The organism is Methylomonas sp. AM2-LC (genome assembly GCF_039904985.1).
Lineage (GTDB): Bacteria > Pseudomonadota > Gammaproteobacteria > Methylococcales > Methylomonadaceae > Methylomonas.
On the sequence record NZ_CP157005.1, the window covers coordinates 2,251,144 to 2,267,395 of the forward strand.

A 16,252-nucleotide genomic window follows, 5' to 3' on the forward strand; every position below is an offset into this window, starting at 1 on the left:
AGTTATTTAGTTTGCAGAATCTGGATTTAGCTGGCTAGCCCGATTTGGAGAAACGCGACCCGCAGGAAGGCGTTGCAATGGATAGCTATTAGTGGTGTGATTTATGCCAACCATTATTATAGACATCTAAATTATTGATGGTATGAAATGAAAACCAAGCAACCCAGCTCGTAGGGTACTGTGAGATTACGAACCGCACCAAAAAGCCTTAATCGCCACCATCAAGCTCAATTATTGGTTGGGTAGGATGTGCCAACCAGCGGACGGCGTATCAATTGAAAGTTAATCTATCCTCATGACCGAATAGCCTAACACCAACATTCCTGGTGCCTAACGTTAATGATGTTGTGCTTACGCAGATTAAAGCAACCGTATTTACCCAACTACTTTGCCCGTATAGCTAAATGCTGGTGCATTTCTGCGTAAAACCGGCCACCAAATTTGGCCTGCACCCGCCATCTTCTGATATCTAGGATAAAAGTCTGATAATGGTATCCGGCTTCTTGGCGCATTCTCAGGATCATGCAATATTACGATATCCTTTTCAATTCCAATAAGCACTGACGCATGGCCATAGGAAGCACCATTCTGATTGGTTTTCCACCAGGATAGCATTAATGGTCCCCATTTCTTTAAGGCAGTGGCAATTAGAACGGGTTTGTCGGGTAATCCGCCATCAAGTTTTACCAGGTTTTCATTTTTCATTAAAGTGTCTACCCAACCCAATTCCATCGCCCAATGTCCGGTTCCAGAACTGCCGTCAGCGTGAGTGATAGGGCGAGAATATAATTGTGGAATACCTAAACGCGGCCCAGCTTCGTACGCAAAGCCGATCATCGAGGCGGATGCATACCAGCAACCAGTCGGGTCGTTCATGTTATTCCCCGCTCCGAAATTCAATTGAGAAACAAATCCAATATCAAGATACATAATATTTTCCTGTTAGGGCGGTAGAGCCGAAGGCTGAGTTGATCAACGTAAAACCCAGCTAAAGCTTGTAAATAAACGCATTTCTTTGCATTCAAACTATCAGTTTGGGTTTGAAACTGTTTTCATTATCATTCAACCCAGCTTATTTCTGCAAGCCTACTCTCGGCTTATTTTTCATTTTTGTTCATTGACTAATTAAACCGAATGTCGCCTATGGCCCAAAACCTTACCTTTCAATTGGCTATTAGATGGCAACAGGTTTTCTAAGCTCGTAGGGTGCGGTGAGGTCACGAACCGCACCATAAAGCCTTAATCAGCTCAATTGTTAGTTGGGTTGGCACATCGGCCCTTTATCTCAGTCGTACAAGAGATAACTTTTAGTTGGACTCAAAAGCGTGTAACGATAAAATTGGACGTATTCCTAGATCCGACAATAAAAGCAAAGCCATGCATACTTATTTTTGAAAATGTTACAAATGCCGAAATTCCTCACCATTCACAATGGGGTGATTCATCCTGTATTAATACTGTTAAGTTTGATGGTCAATTTTATTGGATTGAAATGCAAACGGGTGATATTTTAAAAATACAGGCATATCACTATGATTTCCAAGAAGTTAGCTAATAACTTGTCGCTCAACCCGATTTTTCGGCACAAGCTGACTCATCTTCACCCATTTCCTAGCAATTCCATTATGGGTACTTATGAATAACGATAAGATTGAAACAGGCTGCCCTTTAAATTGGTCTAAAGCATTGCAAACAGGAAGCAAATTTGGCCCTGAGTCTTTTGGACCATCAGTAGAATGTTATTCGTGCAAAAAAAATACTTTTATTTGTGAAGTTGCTGATCGGTATTTAATCAGTAAATCTCAATTTATTGATAAAAGGAATAAATATTATGATAATCTTCTAGAAGAAGGAGGTCGAGTCAATAGGCCACATAGACATTTAGATTATTATACAACTGCAGCCAAACTTCCTAAACAAAAACGAATAGATTGCCCTGAAAGTGCTCTTTTTGCTTTATGTGAATTTATCCAAAACGAAACTAATAAAAAATAAATAATACACAAATTTAACAATGCTATTAATTTGCATATAAATATCATTAAAGTTGAATATAACCGGCGTAGCCACGATTAGCGTCAGCGTAATCATGGGCATGAAAAGCTTCCCATGCGGCCTGGCCACCAACCCCACCAAAAGCCTCAATCCCCACCATCAAACTCAAAACTTAGATCAGATTACCCGCAAGCCATAACCCAACATGTCGTCTTAGCAAAAGAAATCGTAGATTGGGTTACCTCTATCGAGCTAACCCAACCCGGCCAATCTACTGCCAACCACCACCCAGCGATTTATACAAATCCACCATGGCGATAATTTGCTTCTGTTTGGTTTCAATCAACTCTTTTTTGGCTTCTAGCGCATCCCTTTGTGTTAATAACACATCCAGATAATCGGTACGCGCCGATTTAAACAGCTGCACAGAGATATCGATGGACTTGACCAGTGCATCTACTTGGCCTCTTTTAAGATGATAATTTTTATCCAGATTATCAATATTCGAAAGCTGATTGGCCACTTCGGTAAACGCGTTAATAATACTCTGCTCATACTCATACGCCGCTTGAATCTGCTTAGCGTTCGAGTTTTTATACTCGGCGATGATGGCATTTTTGTTAACCACCGGCGCCACCAACTCACCAGCAATAGAGGCCGCTAAAGACTCCGGCGTATTAATCAAATATTTAAGCGCAAACGCATCAAAACCGATACCCGCGTTAATGCCAAAAGACGGATAGAAATTAGCTTTAGCGACATCGATATTTAACTTCGCCGCAGACAGTTCCAACTCCGCTTTTCTAATATCCGGTCTGTTTTGCAACAACTGCGACGGAATACCGGCCTGAATAAATTTAGGTTTTAACTCCATAAAACCTGACGAAGCACGCTGAATAGGCTGTGGTGTACGTCCCAATAAATAATTGATACGATTTTCAACCACAGTAATCTGCTGCTTAATTTCATACATTTTACTTTGGTTTTTGGCCACTTCCGCTTCGTAACGTTTCACCGCCAGGGTACTGGTTCTTGCAAAAAACTGTAGTTGCTTGACAATCTCCAAACCATTTTGCTGGATAGTGATATTTTGGACTAAATTATCCAGCTGATTATCCAAGGCCAGCAGTTCATAATAAGAATGTGCCACTTCAGAGACCAGATTTGTCACCAAAAAGTTTTTACCTTCGTTGGTGGCCATAAATTCCAGCACAGCTACCTGCGCCGAATTTCTCAGCTTTTTCCAAACGTCAATTTCCCAGGTAGAAAACAGCCCAAAGCGGTAATCACCCAACACGGTAGGGAAGGCCTGGCCGTTTTTTAACATCAGGCTATTTTCAACCGCGCCATTGCGGGTAAAGTCACCCACTTTTTCGCCTTCCGCAGCAGCACCTAACTTAACAAAGGGTAAATATTGACCTTTACGCGCTTGAATCTCATTTTCTGCAACGCTAATTCGTTGCAGCATCATATTCACTTCTTTGTTATTAACAATGGCTATGTCAATCAAGCTTAATAGATTGGGATCTTCAAAAAAATCCTTCCATTTCACTACCGGGCCACCCGTGCTCTGTTCGGTAAGATCTGTTTTAAACTGCTCAGGAAGATGAGTATCTTCGTTTTTGACAGTCAAGTCAGGAATACCGCAGGCTTGCATCATCAAGCCCAGCAAGCCTAATGCGATTGGATGAAAAATTTTAGTCATAATCGTTTTCATCGCCGGAACCATAGTGATAAGTTTCTGTTAAAGGATCAATATCTTCGTTTTTAATTAAAGTTTTACCTTCTATCATTTTTGCAAATATGTAATAAAGTCCTGGAATAATAATAACGCCAAACACGGTACCGAAAAGCATCCCGCCCAGCGAAGAGGTACCTATGGTTCTGTTACCCACAGCGCCTGCACCGGTTGCCATGGCCAAGGGAATCAAACCGGCTATAAACGCAAATGAGGTCATCAGGATAGGTCTAAACCGTGCTTTCGCGCCCTCAATCGCCGCTTCTTTAACAGACATGCCTTGGGCTTGTTTCTGCACCGCAAACTCCACAATCAATACCGCGTTTTTGCCCAGCAAACCAATCAGCATCACCAACCCCAGCTGGGAATAGACGTCGTTGGCTAAACCTAAGGTTTTCAGCAGGAAGAACGCACCAAAAATACCGGGTGGCAGCGAAAATATAACAATTAACGGCAACACAAAACTTTCGTACTGTGCCGCCAGCACCAGATACACAAACACGATAACAATCACGAAAATCTCTATCGCTTCGGTACCACGGCGGGCTTCGTCAAACGACAAGCCTTCCCAGGCCACATCAAAGCCTTTCGGTAATACTTCAGCAGCCACTTCCTGGATAGCCTTGATGGCAGCGCCGGTGGTATAACCCGCAGCCGGCTCGGCACGAATAGCCGCAGAATTGTAGAGGTTGTAACGAGTAATCTCGTTAGGTCCTTGCGTTTTCTTCATGGTCATAAAGGCCGAGTAAGGCACCATATCGCCTTTATCGTTTTTCACGAAATACTTCAACACATCTTCAGGGGAGCGGCGGAATTCGGGCAGCGCTTGTGCATAAACTTTAAAAAAGTTATTGAAACGAATAAAGCCTTGCTCGTAGGTACTACCAATCATAATGTCAAGATTATTCATGGCTTTATCGATGGTAACCCCTTTTTGCATGGCCAGTTTATTATCAATAACCAGTTCGTATTGCGGATAATTGGCCGCATAAAAGGTAAATAATCCAGTCAACTCCTTACGCTCACGCATGGCATCCATAAAGGTATGGTTAATTTTGTCAAACTCAAAATAATCCGTGTCTATGGTTTTGTCTAATAAACGAAATGCCAAGCCGGATGCCGCACCGTAACCCGGTACTGCCGGAGGTTGGAAATACTCAATAACGGCACCAATGTCATGGGTTTTTTCCTCCAATATGCTGATGATATCCTGTACGGAATGTTTACGCTGCGACCAATCTTTCAGGTTGATAATACAGGTACCCGCATTCGAACCACGGCCTTCAGTCAGTACTTCATAGCCCGCTAAAGAAGAAACCGATTGCACGCCATCAATTTTTTCGGCAATCTCTTCCAGCTGCCGTGCCACTTTGTTGGTCACCTCAATGGTTGAACCCGGCGGTGTCTGAATAATCGCATAAATCATGCCTTGGTCTTCACCCGGAATAAAACCGGAAGGCAAGGTTAAACTGACAGAATAAATACCGAAGCTAAATCCACCTAAAATCAATAAGGTTAGCATTCGTCTCATGATGACTGCATTGAGGAATTTAATATAGCGGCCGGTAATCTTTTCAAAAACAGCGTTGAATGCATCAATGAACATACTGATCGGTGTTCTCCGTTTCGGTTGTCCATGATTGCTTTTAAGGATCATCGCGCACAGCACTGGCGATAGCGATAACGCCACAATCGCTGAAATAACGATGGACGATGCCATGGCAATACCAAACTGCCGATAAAATACGCCGACCGGGCCAGACATAAAGGCAATAGGGATAAACACCGACACCATCACCAATGTGATCGCCACAATAGCACCACCGATTTCGCCCAATACTTTTCTGGAAGCGACATACGGCGTGCAATGCTCAGCTTCCATTTTTGCATGCACCGCCTCCACCACCACGATGGCGTCATCCACCACAATCCCGATGGCCAGCACCAAGGCAAACAGCGTAATCAAGTTAATCGAAAGCCCGAATGCCGACATCACCGCAAATGCCCCGATTAACGAAACTGGAACCGCAAGCAGGGGAATCAGGGTAGAGCGCCAGTCGCCCAAGAAAATAAACACCACCAAAGACACCAGCACGAACGCTTCGGCCAAGGTGTGCAGCACTTTTTCAACCGATGCTTCAACGAATCTAGAGACATCGTAGTTGATTTCGTAGTCCATGCCCTCCGGGAAGGTTTTTTTCAACTCTTCCAGTTTTATCTTCACATCTTCGATAACCTTTTGCGCATTCGTGCCGTAGTTTTGTTTAAGTACGATAGATGCCGAAGGGTAGCCGTCTTTATCCGAGTAGATATTATAAAACTCGCTGTTTAGATCAACCCTGGCAACGTCTTTAATGCGCAGAATCTCACCTGTCGGGGTGGCCCGGATAATAATGTCACCATATTCTTCCGGCTTGTTGAAACGTCCTTTATATACCAACACATATTCTTTGGCCTGTGCAGCAAGACCGGTACTTTGGCCCAACCTTCCCGGACGTCCGATAATACTTTGATCGCCAATGGCATCCATCACCTCGTCTACCGAGACACTATAGGCCCGCATCCGGTCTGGATTCAGCCAAATCCGCATCGCATATTGACGGGCACCCAATATGGTTGCTTGGGCAATACCGGTAATACGCTGAATTTCCGGAATAACATTGACATAGGCATAGTTAAATAACAGCTTCTGATCCGCGTTCTTGTCTTTACTGTACAAGTTAACGTACATCAGCATACTGGGCTGAACAAAGTTCACGATAACGCCTTCCAACTGTACCAGTTTAGGCAGTCGGCTCATCATCTGGTCCACACGCGTTTTTACGTTAACCATGGCGATATTAGGATCAACGCCCAGATTAAAATACACTTGAATGGTTGATTCGCCCGCACTGGTCGCATCCGAGGTGATGTATCGCATGCCGGGTACGCCATTGATGGCGCGTTCTATCATAATCAGGGACGATTTGACCAGCACGTCGGCACTGGAGCCTGGAAACGATAACGCAACCGTGACCCGTGGCGGCGCAATATCCGGGAACTGGGCAATTGGCAAACTTCGAATCGCCAACACACCCATAAATAGAAACACAAGTGATAACACAATCGCCATCACCGGTCTTTTGATAAATACATTAAACATGATTGATCTCTTATAAAAATGGTTACTCGGTATACAATTTCAACTCTGAGCGAACCTTTTCTGGGGGCCTTAAATCAATTTTCACTTCTTGTCCGGCGTGTACTTTGCGTAAGCCGTCGATCAAAATCTTGTCATCGTCCTGCAAGCCCTCTTTAATGATAAACAGATTGGGTATATCCACTTCGATTTTAATCAGTCGTTGTTCAAGTTTCTGTTCTTTATTAATAATGTACACATAGCTTTTATCCATAATTTCGAATACAGCTTTTTGCGGGATCAGCATCGCGTTTTTGTACGGCTTCTCCATTAAGATAGTGCCGGTTTCACCATGCCGTAACAGTTTGTCAGGATTAGAGAACGTGGCACGAAATTCAATATTACCAGCAGTATTATCAAAATCCGCTTCTATGGTTTCAATAATGCCGTTTTCATTAAAAATTTGCCCATTGGCCATTTTTAAGCGCACGGTGGTGGAAGCGCGATCATTTTTGTGCTGCTTATAATCCAGATATTCGGCTTCCGGCACGTTGAAATACACCCACAGTTTGCTAATATCAGAAAGGGTGGTCAGCAACGCACCTTCTTCAACCAAACTGCCGTTTCTCACGTTCAAATGGTCCATAATGCCTTCAAAAGGCGCATTAACATCGGTAAAGCCCAAATGGGTTTCCGCTAGTTTTACTTCCGCATTCGCTTTGTCTAACTTTGCCTTTGCCAAAGCCAATTCATTTGGAGAAACGATTTTTTGATCCGCCAAACCTTTGGTATTCAGGTATTCAATATTCATGGTACTGGCTTCGGCTTGCTCTTTTAGCAACTCTGCCTGATAAATATTGGGCATGATCTTAAACATAGGGTGTCCCTTAGGCACCAATTGTCCTTCATCTACAAAAATATTCTGTAAGTAACCTCTTTCCAATGCACGTACTTCAATATGTCTAATGGCATGGATTTGACAGACATATTCTTTGGTAACGTCAGTGTCTTCTCGTAAAGGTGTGGTTGCCTCCAGTGTAGGCATTTCTTCCTTTTCCTCCGTGTCTGCATGTTGGCAACCACTTAGTAAAGTGGCAATTAAGACTAGAACTACAGATGTTTTCGTAATCATTTTATGTTGTATCTCATACTTGATGCTTTAAGTTCCGTACACTAAATATTTCTAATATTAATCGTTGCAAAAGTTTCGCGGTCTATATCCCTAAGGCTGATCATGAAAAAAACCGTACGTCCAGCGTTTGTCGAAGCATGCAGGGTGTTTTCCACGCGAGAACTTATGAAACGATTAATAGTAGCTATCATTTAATGGCTGAATCTGGGGTTGTTTAAAAAATGGGTGGTTGATATCTCCAACAATGCCACTTCATCGACCAGACGTAGATTTTCCCGCCAAGCTTCCAAAGTGGATTCAGGAATCCCAAAATCCGCTGCAGCCTTAGGCACTCCATCGCGATCGGCGCGTTGTACTGCTTGTTCAATAACGGATAATTTGCTCTTTTTTCCAGCTAATGGGCTGTTTTCTAATTTGTTCATTAACATTCTTAATCTCGTTGTTAAATGACTGTGATTGCATGCTTTCTCATACCGCCATCCATTAAAACCAGTAAGCATAGACATTGCCGCTATACAGATGGATAGTACCCTTTAATACTAGACATTTTTTCGTACATGGCGGTTTTTTCTATGCTGAAGGATGCAAAACAGGACCTTCGGTTCTGGATACTTACACTACCGATGAAAAGCGCAAACAATTTGAAGGAAATGTGTAAATTTCGTGCAAGCACCAATGTTGATCAGGCAGATACCGTCAAGAGCGTATGCAAACTGAGATGAATTGTTTGCCCGGACAATAGTCATTGCCGGTAACTTAAAGGGGCTGATGGGAATGGCACTGACTTAAGCCTGTTTACCTTTATTAACAATGGCATACCTGTAGGATGTGGTGAGGTAACGAACCGCATCAAGTCGGCTGAACATTCAGCTTATGCCTAATTCGCGGAAGATGCGGTTCGTGCCTCACCATGTCCTACGTAATTATATCTTTGAATATTAAAGAAAATTCGCATAAGTCAGTGCCATTCGGGGCTGATGGTTTTAATAATCCCGTTACGATGCATACTTTCACTGTATTTGCACATTTCCTCCCAATTTTTTAAGCATTTTGTCGTTACATTAACTGTGGAAAACCGATTATTTGTTTTACCCCCAAATAAATGGTGAAGCGATTAGCATGTCCGCTCACAGTCGAAAATAAATATAATAAATAGGGTATATACGGTTTAAAATTCATTCCATGACAGCATTTATATTCAAATCAGTCCGATTCAAATTATTTTTAACCTTTCTTGCAACGACATTTTTTGTGGTTTCCGGCATGTATCTGTTTATGCGCTGGTCTTTACATCAGGGTTTTTCAGATTTCATAGAGACTAGGCAAAAAGAGGGGGTTTATCATCTGGTCGAAGGACTTTCCGATTACTATGCAAGCCAGCAGAATTGGAGCAAACTATCAGGCGACAAACAAAAGTGGATTGATTTGTTGTTGCAATCCAACCCACGCCTGCGCTCCCCAGCCTGGATTAAGCAAGCTTTAGAAGAGCCTAAAAGTGATTGGCCGCCAGCCATCGTCCAAGAATCCGAAAAAAGACTGTTTCCACCGCTGGAATTACGTGTAATGCTATTGGATGGCGAGAAAAAAATCATTTTTGGTCGTGAAGAGTCGTTGCCACAACTCACCTTACTACCCATACTCTATCAAGAACAGATTGTCGGATACCTGGGGTTACTTCCCGGAAAAGCAGTTAGCCATGTCAGTGAAACACAGTTTTTAGAGCGGCAATCAGAATCGTTTATCTGGATTGCATTGTTAATGATAGGTTTGTCTGCCGGGCTGGCCTTATTATTAGCCTATATTTTAGGTCGACCAATCAAGCTGATTACCAGCGCCGCAAAAGCCTTAGCAGTGGGGCGCTACGATATGCGTCTCCCGCTTGATTCAGGGGATGAACTCGGACAATTAGCACGCGATTTTAACGATATGGCTGCCGCATTGCAGCATTCGGAACAAGCCAGACGCCGTTGGGTGGCCGATATTTCACACGAATTCAGGACGCCTTTAGCCGTTTTACGTGGTGAATTAGAAGCCTTACAAGACGGTATACGCCCTTTAAACGCAGCGGCAATCGATTCACTGTTTGCCGATGTGATGCGGCTTAACCGTTTAACAGAAGATCTCTATCTTCTGTCGTTGTCGGATGAAGGCGCGTTAAGTTATCGCAAAACCCATGTTGATCCCATCGAGCTGTTAAAAGACGATTTGGACGCCATACAACCCGATTTCCAAAACAAAAACATCCAGGTGTTATGGAAAGAAAATTTAGCGCATCCCGTCAGTATCTACGCCGATCCAGACCGTTTGTCACAACTGTACCGGAATTTGCTTAAAAACAGTGCAAACTACACAGATAGAAATGGTCAATTAGCCATTACTATTTCCTTGGAAAAGGATAATCTGCAACTCAATTTTTCTGACAGCGCTCCAGGCGTACCGGAAAGCGAAATCCCTAAGTTGTTTGATCGCTTTTATCGTCAAGACAGTTCGTTTAACCATCATCCAGGTGGCGCTGGATTAGGTTTGGCAATATGCAGCAATATAGTCAAAGCGCATAATGGTTCTATTCAAGCTTTACCTTCCGCCCTGAAAGGGTTAACTATTCACTTAGAATTTCCACTGAGCGTATGAACCGTATTCTGATTGTTGAAGATGAAGTAAAACTGGCAAATTTACAGCTCGAATATTTACAAAACGCGGGCTTTAATGTCGATAGCTTAAAAAATGGTTATGAAGTTGTACCCTGGTTTAAGCAAAATATTACGGATTTAATCTTGTTGGATTTAATGCTGCCAGGTTGCGATGGTCTGGATATTTGCCGCGAAATTCGTGCTTTCAGTAACGTACCTATCATTATGATTACGGCGCGTATAGAAGAAATAGATCGTTTGCTGGGTCTGGAGTTGGGTGCAGATGATTATATTTGTAAACCCTATAGTCTTCGCGAAATGGTTGCGCGTGTCAAAGCCGTATTACGACGCAAACAATTACAAGCGGAACAGCCCACAGCAAATCTCTCTAAAATAAAACTAAACCCGAATACATTTCGAGTATCGGCAGAAGGTAAAGACGTGGAATTAACCTCCGTTGAATTTCAGCTGTTACAGACCATGTATCTGCAACCCGGTCGAATTTTTTCACGTTCAAAGTTAATGGATATGATCTATCAGGATCAGCGTATTGTTTCAGATCGAACCATAGACAGCCATATCAAAAAATTAAGAAAAAAACTAACCGATTTAATTCCCGAACAAGAATTAATTCAATCGGTTTACGGTGCCGGCTACCGTTATGATGCCACCGATGTAAAACAATAAAAATATTTACTATACAGATATCGTTAAACCCCTATATGTGCCGATGCCAGAAGGCGCATTAATCGCGTTGTATGCACTCCGCTTGGCTCACAGCCGAATGATGTTCTGATCGAAGTAATGCACAGCTATCCAGTGTGCTGTAGCCTAACGTCCTAATAGATTGTCTCGTTGACGAATAGACCTCGTTGCGTTTAGACTGAATATAATCTTAACGATGACGCTCATTCAATAGTAGCAGATTTCCAATCATTAAATCATCAAGCAGCAAGGATAAAAACAATGAATCCAGACTTGCATGTCATCTTCGGCGCTGGCCAAGTTGGCTTTTTTTTAGCTCAAATCCTGCTACAAGCCGGACATCGGGTGCGCATCGTAAAACGTAGCCCCGCCACTGTGCCGGCAGAGGCTGAATTGATGTTAGGCGATGTTGCCGACGCGGCTTTCTGTTACCAAGCCTGCATGGGTGCAGAAGTGGTCTATCACTGCATTAACCCAGAGTATTCGGCCAAAATATGGCATGAACTTCTGCCGATTTACTTGGAAAACTTGATTGATGCAGCTGGCAGTGTCGGTGCGCGATTGGTGGTTTTAGACAATTTATACCTATATGGCGCTACCCACGGTAAGCCCATGAACGAAAATACTCCCATCAATCCCACTAGCAAAAAAGGCGAAATACGCGCCCAACTGGCAGAATCCTTGTTTAAAGCACATCAACAAGGTCAAGTTCGCGCCATTTGTGGTAGAGCAGCCGATTTTTATGGGCCACGCGGCAACTTAACCTTTTTTGGCGATTTCTTCTGGAAACCCGCTTTAGCCGGAAAGACCATAATGATGCCCCTAAATGTTGATGTGGTGCATACCTACCATTATATCCCCGATGTAGCCCAAGGCCTTGCCGCCTTGGGCGGGGCAGGGGATCACGCTACCGGTCAAACTTGGATGTTGCCCTGCCAACCCGCAGTCACCACCCGAGCCTTAGCAAAACGCTTTGCCCCTTATCTCAACCACGCGCTTAACATCAAGTCGGTGCCGGGTTGGTTGCTAAAGCCGTTGGCACTGGTCATACCTATGCTGCACGAATTAAACGAAATGACCTATCAATGGAATGAGCCTTTTATTGTGGACGACAGTCGCTTTCGTGCCGAGTTTGATGTCAAACTGGTGAGCGAAGAGCAAGCCACTCAAGACACCGTGACCTGGGCAAAACAAAACTATTTTGCCTAGGGTGTTATAAACTGCTATCTGGCGATAACAATGCTCGTAGATACTATGGCTGAAATGGGTTGAGCCAATTGCAATAAATCCCTAAAATTGAAGGCCGTAGGCTGGGTTAGGTGCGCAATTTGTTAAAACTTAAAGCATAGATAACACATCTGCGCATCGTAACCCAGCAAGCCTTTACAGCGCTAAGCACCTTAGCCGCGTTAACAGAATTATCCGATTATAAAACGCTTAATGGCTTTTTTGGCTTTACGGTCTGCTTTATAAGCCACGATTGCCGCATTCACTGACACATAAACCGCACCCAACTTATGATAAAACTGGCTAAAGTAAAAATCGGATATATGCGACTGCGCAGGTTTTGCAAAAAAGAGTTTCAGCATAGTCATCATTTCAGGTTTACCCATTACTGTTGATAGTCGTATAAGCTAAGCTTAGCGCACATCAATCGGCTATGTAAATAGTACTTTAGGGTAATGCTTAATCTCTAATCTCGATAAAATCGAGGCAAACAAAATAATAAAATCTATTAAAATCAATATTTTGTATTTTTTTCTAAAAATACAGTATTTTTAAATCAGCTAATTGTGTAAGTTATCTCACAGTTAAAGTGTAAATTTTTGAACTAAACAAAAGCCAATCAGTCTCAACTTTTTACCTAAAGCGCCACATTTTCTTACACTACTGTTAATTTTTAGAGGTTGTGCATGTTGGATATAGCTTTAATGATCGTTCCCGGATGAAAGCACGATCAGAATCGCGATTGCGGGAAGCAGCCTACCGTGAGTTATGGGTATCTGAGGCGGCCTACTTTCTGGCAGAACACAGGCAATTTATACCCGGCAGGGCGCTGGATGATTGGCTACAAGCCGAAAAAGAGTTTTGTAAAATGCTGATTCAGCGCTATTTGCAGCTGGCGTATGAAGACGGCGGCGTCAGTGTTATCGGTTTGCAACGTCTGGCCACAGCGGTTGGGGTGGTCAATTCAAGCGGTCTGACTCAGGTACTCGATTTAATACATGCCATACAGGTCGCCAGCAAAAACGAGCCTTGTTTCTATACCGAGTGTAATCAGTCCGAAACCTGTTTGTGGAAAACCGAATGTAAAAAATTAATTGCCAAATGGCATCCACAGCAGTAAACCAGCACAGGCTTTGCCATGCATGTTTCATACTAGGTGATTAACAGCCTTAAGCACTAAACCGCTTTACCGCCAATTCCAATCCCGCTACCGAGCGTTCCAGACCCACCGTTGTATTGGCAGCAGCCCCAACCGCCGCATCCGTTACTTTTAGCATCTCGTTAATCTGCCCCAAATTGTCCACAATATCCACCGAACGATTAATTTCATCCTGTACCGCTGCGGAAATACAATTAATTTTCTGCAAAGTTTGTGCAGCCTGTTGTTCAATGGTCTTTAACGCATCCACAGCCACTTCCGAATGATTGACGCCGGTATCTATCATGGGTTGTACCTGCTCCATAGAGATCACAACCTGATAAGTTTCTTCCTGCACCTCATTCACCATTCGGGATACATCGACAGCAGCTTTAGTGGTGTGCTTGGCCAAATTACGCACTTCTTCAGCCACCACCGCAAATCCACGACCCTGTTCACCCGCGCGTGCCGCCTCAATTGCAGCGTTTAAAGCCAGCAAATTAGTTTGATCAGCGATGCCTTTGATTAAATTAATCACTTCATGAATATTTCTGGAACCATCCTGCAAGCGGCCAATCCGTTCTGCAGTTTCCTGTATCATCACTTTAATTTCAGCCATGCCTTTCAGGCTATCCGCTAACAAATTAGCACCGTAAACGGATTGACTGACTACCCTATGCGAAATTACTTCCGTTTCAGTGACGATGTTAGAAATGGTGTTGATACGCGCCTGAATTTCGGTAATCGATTCGGTGGTTTGCTGGGTAGAAAGCGTCTGCATTTGCGAGGCAAAACTAATTTCGTTATATTGAGCAGACATTTGTTGCACACCGGCATTAATTTCCCGTGTATTTGCATAAAGTTGCTTTACGCTGCTGATTAGGGTATTGCGCAATAGGGTAATCCCCGCCAGCATACTGTCACTATCCAGATCAACCAGTTGCAACTCTTCGTGCAATTCGCCGTTGGAAATATCACGCATCAAACTGCGTAAATAGTTAGGGCTACCCCCCAGTAAGCGCCGCACTTGCACATATAAATTGCCTGCAAAAGCCGCAATCAGCACAAAACAGCCTGCGGAAATCAGCCATAACTGCATGCCGTTAATACCGTTTAACACACACAGATTAATGCCGAGCAAAGCTGACAAAACCAGTACCACCAGCAAAAAAAACTGAACGTTAAATTGCCGAATCCGATTCAATAATGAGTGTATTGTTTGCATCGATCCTCCTCAGTAACAGTATAAACTCAATGAGTAGAATGGGATGGATAAATATTGCTTTAATTTGCTTAATTTATAGCAAATTTTTTGCAATTTACCCATGCAATGCAAGGTTGGATATGTCAGGATAAAAAACTGCAATTATCAAGTCTGACACTTGGATTGACTGAACCTTATCGCGGCGTAGATGGGCGTTTAATAATAACGAAATCCAGCATCGAAGTGAATAACTATAGAAATGCCAACACCCTATATAGGATGTGCTGAACAAAGTGAAGCGCATCTATCGCGATTGACACACTAACCACGTCAGCACAAGCTCAAAAAAACGTGGATAGTGACCAAGTACTATCGCTTAAAGTCACTATCATTAATTGCAGACGTCTATCTAAGCAAAGCAAAAGCGCTTAGCCAAAATTATTAAACACACAACTGCCATTGGCAGCCTGTTGCGTACCTGCTGGACAACTCAACAGTTGACGTGTACCCGGTTTGGTATACTGTCCCAGCGAGTTAAGCATAAAATAAGGCTCTAATGGATTGCTGGCCGTAAAGTTGTAATCTAAACCCAACGTAGAAAAAGGTGCCTGGCCACCGATGCCGACAAAGAAACTGTTTTTGGCAAAGTCATAACCGCCGCCTGCTTCAGCTTGCAAATAATCCGCACCGTTAAAATATTTAAGTCTAAATTTGCCCGGTAAAACCCCCCAGCTTTTACCATCAAAAACTTTAAAGGCAAAAGAGGCATCGCCACCATATACATCACCGTTAGAACTGACCGATGCATGCCGAAAGCCCACCACGATTTCAGGGAAAAAGCCCTCACCAAATGTCCATTTCAAAGCACCATAGCCGTTATCCACATTAGACGATATCGAAGTATTAGTAATAGTGGCTGGTATTTCGTTCGGTACAGCATAAGCCAAGCTGGATGTTAGTAAGGCAGAAATAATAAGGGGAAGTGATTTTATTTTCATCTGTTAACCTGATTGTTATTGTTTAAGTCTCTCTGCCGCGTTTAGCAAATATATCGAACACTTCAAGCATATCGAGCTGTCGTTGTAGGATAAACATGGCAAGCAGATTGTCAGTTGATTACGCTGAGTACCAACAAAAATAGCAGAGGAATAGAAGATGTGTTGAAAAAATGACAGCGCATCTATTCCAATAGATGCGTCTCCTGACATTAACAAATTTACCGGTACTTCCAAAAAACCACCCTTCGACAAGGCTCTCCTGAGCAAAGTCGAAAGGCTCAGGGCGAACGGTGGTATTTATATATCAATAGCTTACCGTTCGTACTAAGCCCAGTCCAAGCACAAAAGCCGGGTTTTTCCAGGTTAC

Annotated in this window: 13 protein-coding genes; 5 read left to right on the forward strand and 8 right to left on the reverse strand. The window is 43.2% G+C overall.

The window, feature by feature from the left end:
* Positions 1-375 precede the first annotated feature (375 nt).
* Complete coding sequence (locus tag ABH008_RS10240; RefSeq protein WP_347989759.1) at positions 376-930, reverse strand: papain-like cysteine protease family protein; 555 nt, start codon at positions 928-930, stop codon at positions 376-378.
* A 705-nt stretch (positions 931-1,635) separates the two neighbouring features.
* Here ABH008_RS10240 and ABH008_RS10245 point away from each other — a divergent pair.
* On the forward strand, positions 1,636-1,995 hold the full coding sequence (locus ABH008_RS10245; protein ID WP_347989760.1) for a hypothetical protein: 360 nt from the start codon (positions 1,636-1,638) through the stop codon (positions 1,993-1,995).
* 271 nt (positions 1,996-2,266) lie between these two features.
* On the opposite strand, the gene ABH008_RS10250 is transcribed toward ABH008_RS10245, so the two are convergent.
* The 4 genes from ABH008_RS10250 to ABH008_RS10265 form a co-directional block, all read right to left on the reverse strand.
* A complete protein-coding gene (locus tag ABH008_RS10250) occupies positions 2,267-3,700 on the reverse strand; it encodes an efflux transporter outer membrane subunit (RefSeq protein ID WP_347989761.1) in 1,434 nt (477 codons plus the stop codon).
* The gene (locus ABH008_RS10255; RefSeq protein ID WP_347989762.1) at positions 3,693-6,875 is read right to left on the reverse strand and encodes an efflux RND transporter permease subunit; all 3,183 of its coding nucleotides are present in this window, start codon (positions 6,873-6,875) and stop codon (positions 3,693-3,695) included. The genes ABH008_RS10250 and ABH008_RS10255 overlap by 8 nt, the downstream gene beginning before the upstream one ends.
* Positions 6,876-6,897: 22 nt before the next feature.
* The gene (locus tag ABH008_RS10260; protein ID WP_347989763.1) at positions 6,898-7,983 is read right to left on the reverse strand and encodes an efflux RND transporter periplasmic adaptor subunit; all 1,086 of its coding nucleotides are present in this window, start codon (positions 7,981-7,983) and stop codon (positions 6,898-6,900) included.
* A gap of 191 nt (positions 7,984-8,174) precedes the next feature.
* Complete coding sequence (locus tag ABH008_RS10265) at positions 8,175-8,405, reverse strand: hypothetical protein (protein WP_347989764.1); 231 nt, start codon at positions 8,403-8,405, stop codon at positions 8,175-8,177.
* Positions 8,406-9,246: 841 nt separating this feature from the next.
* Between ABH008_RS10265 and ABH008_RS10270 the strand changes: the two genes are divergently transcribed.
* From ABH008_RS10270 to ABH008_RS10280, 3 genes are all read left to right on the forward strand, one after another.
* Positions 9,247-10,614, forward strand: a complete 1,368-nt coding sequence (locus ABH008_RS10270) for an ATP-binding protein (RefSeq protein WP_347989765.1) — start codon at positions 9,247-9,249, stop codon at positions 10,612-10,614.
* A complete protein-coding gene (locus ABH008_RS10275; RefSeq protein WP_347989766.1) occupies positions 10,611-11,300 on the forward strand; it encodes a response regulator in 690 nt (229 codons plus the stop codon). Before ABH008_RS10270 ends, ABH008_RS10275 begins: the two co-directional genes overlap by 4 nt.
* A 279-nt stretch (positions 11,301-11,579) precedes the next feature.
* Positions 11,580-12,527: an NAD-dependent epimerase/dehydratase family protein gene (locus tag ABH008_RS10280; protein ID WP_347989767.1), complete on the forward strand. Its 948-nt coding sequence runs from the start codon at positions 11,580-11,582 to the stop codon at positions 12,525-12,527.
* Positions 12,528-12,736: 209 nt separating this feature from the next.
* Here ABH008_RS10280 and ABH008_RS10285 read toward each other — a convergent pair whose 3' ends face one another.
* Positions 12,737-12,916: a hypothetical protein gene (locus tag ABH008_RS10285; RefSeq protein WP_347989768.1), complete on the reverse strand. Its 180-nt coding sequence runs from the start codon at positions 12,914-12,916 to the stop codon at positions 12,737-12,739.
* A gap of 347 nt (positions 12,917-13,263) precedes the next feature.
* On the opposite strand from ABH008_RS10285, the gene ABH008_RS10290 reads away from it, so the two are divergent.
* Positions 13,264-13,665, forward strand: a complete 402-nt coding sequence (locus ABH008_RS10290) for a DUF2934 domain-containing protein (protein ID WP_347989769.1) — start codon at positions 13,264-13,266, stop codon at positions 13,663-13,665.
* 49 nt (positions 13,666-13,714) lie between these two features.
* Here the strand turns inward: ABH008_RS10290 and ABH008_RS10295 are convergent, their stop codons facing one another.
* Together ABH008_RS10295 and ABH008_RS10300 are read right to left on the reverse strand one after the other, a co-directional pair.
* Positions 13,715-14,908 (reverse strand): methyl-accepting chemotaxis protein, encoded by a 1,194-nt coding sequence (locus tag ABH008_RS10295; protein WP_347989770.1) that lies wholly within the window; start codon positions 14,906-14,908, stop codon positions 13,715-13,717.
* A 407-nt stretch (positions 14,909-15,315) separates the two neighbouring features.
* Positions 15,316-15,885, reverse strand: a complete 570-nt coding sequence (locus ABH008_RS10300) for a hypothetical protein (protein WP_347989771.1) — start codon at positions 15,883-15,885, stop codon at positions 15,316-15,318.
* Between the last annotated feature and the right edge of the window lie 367 nt (positions 15,886-16,252).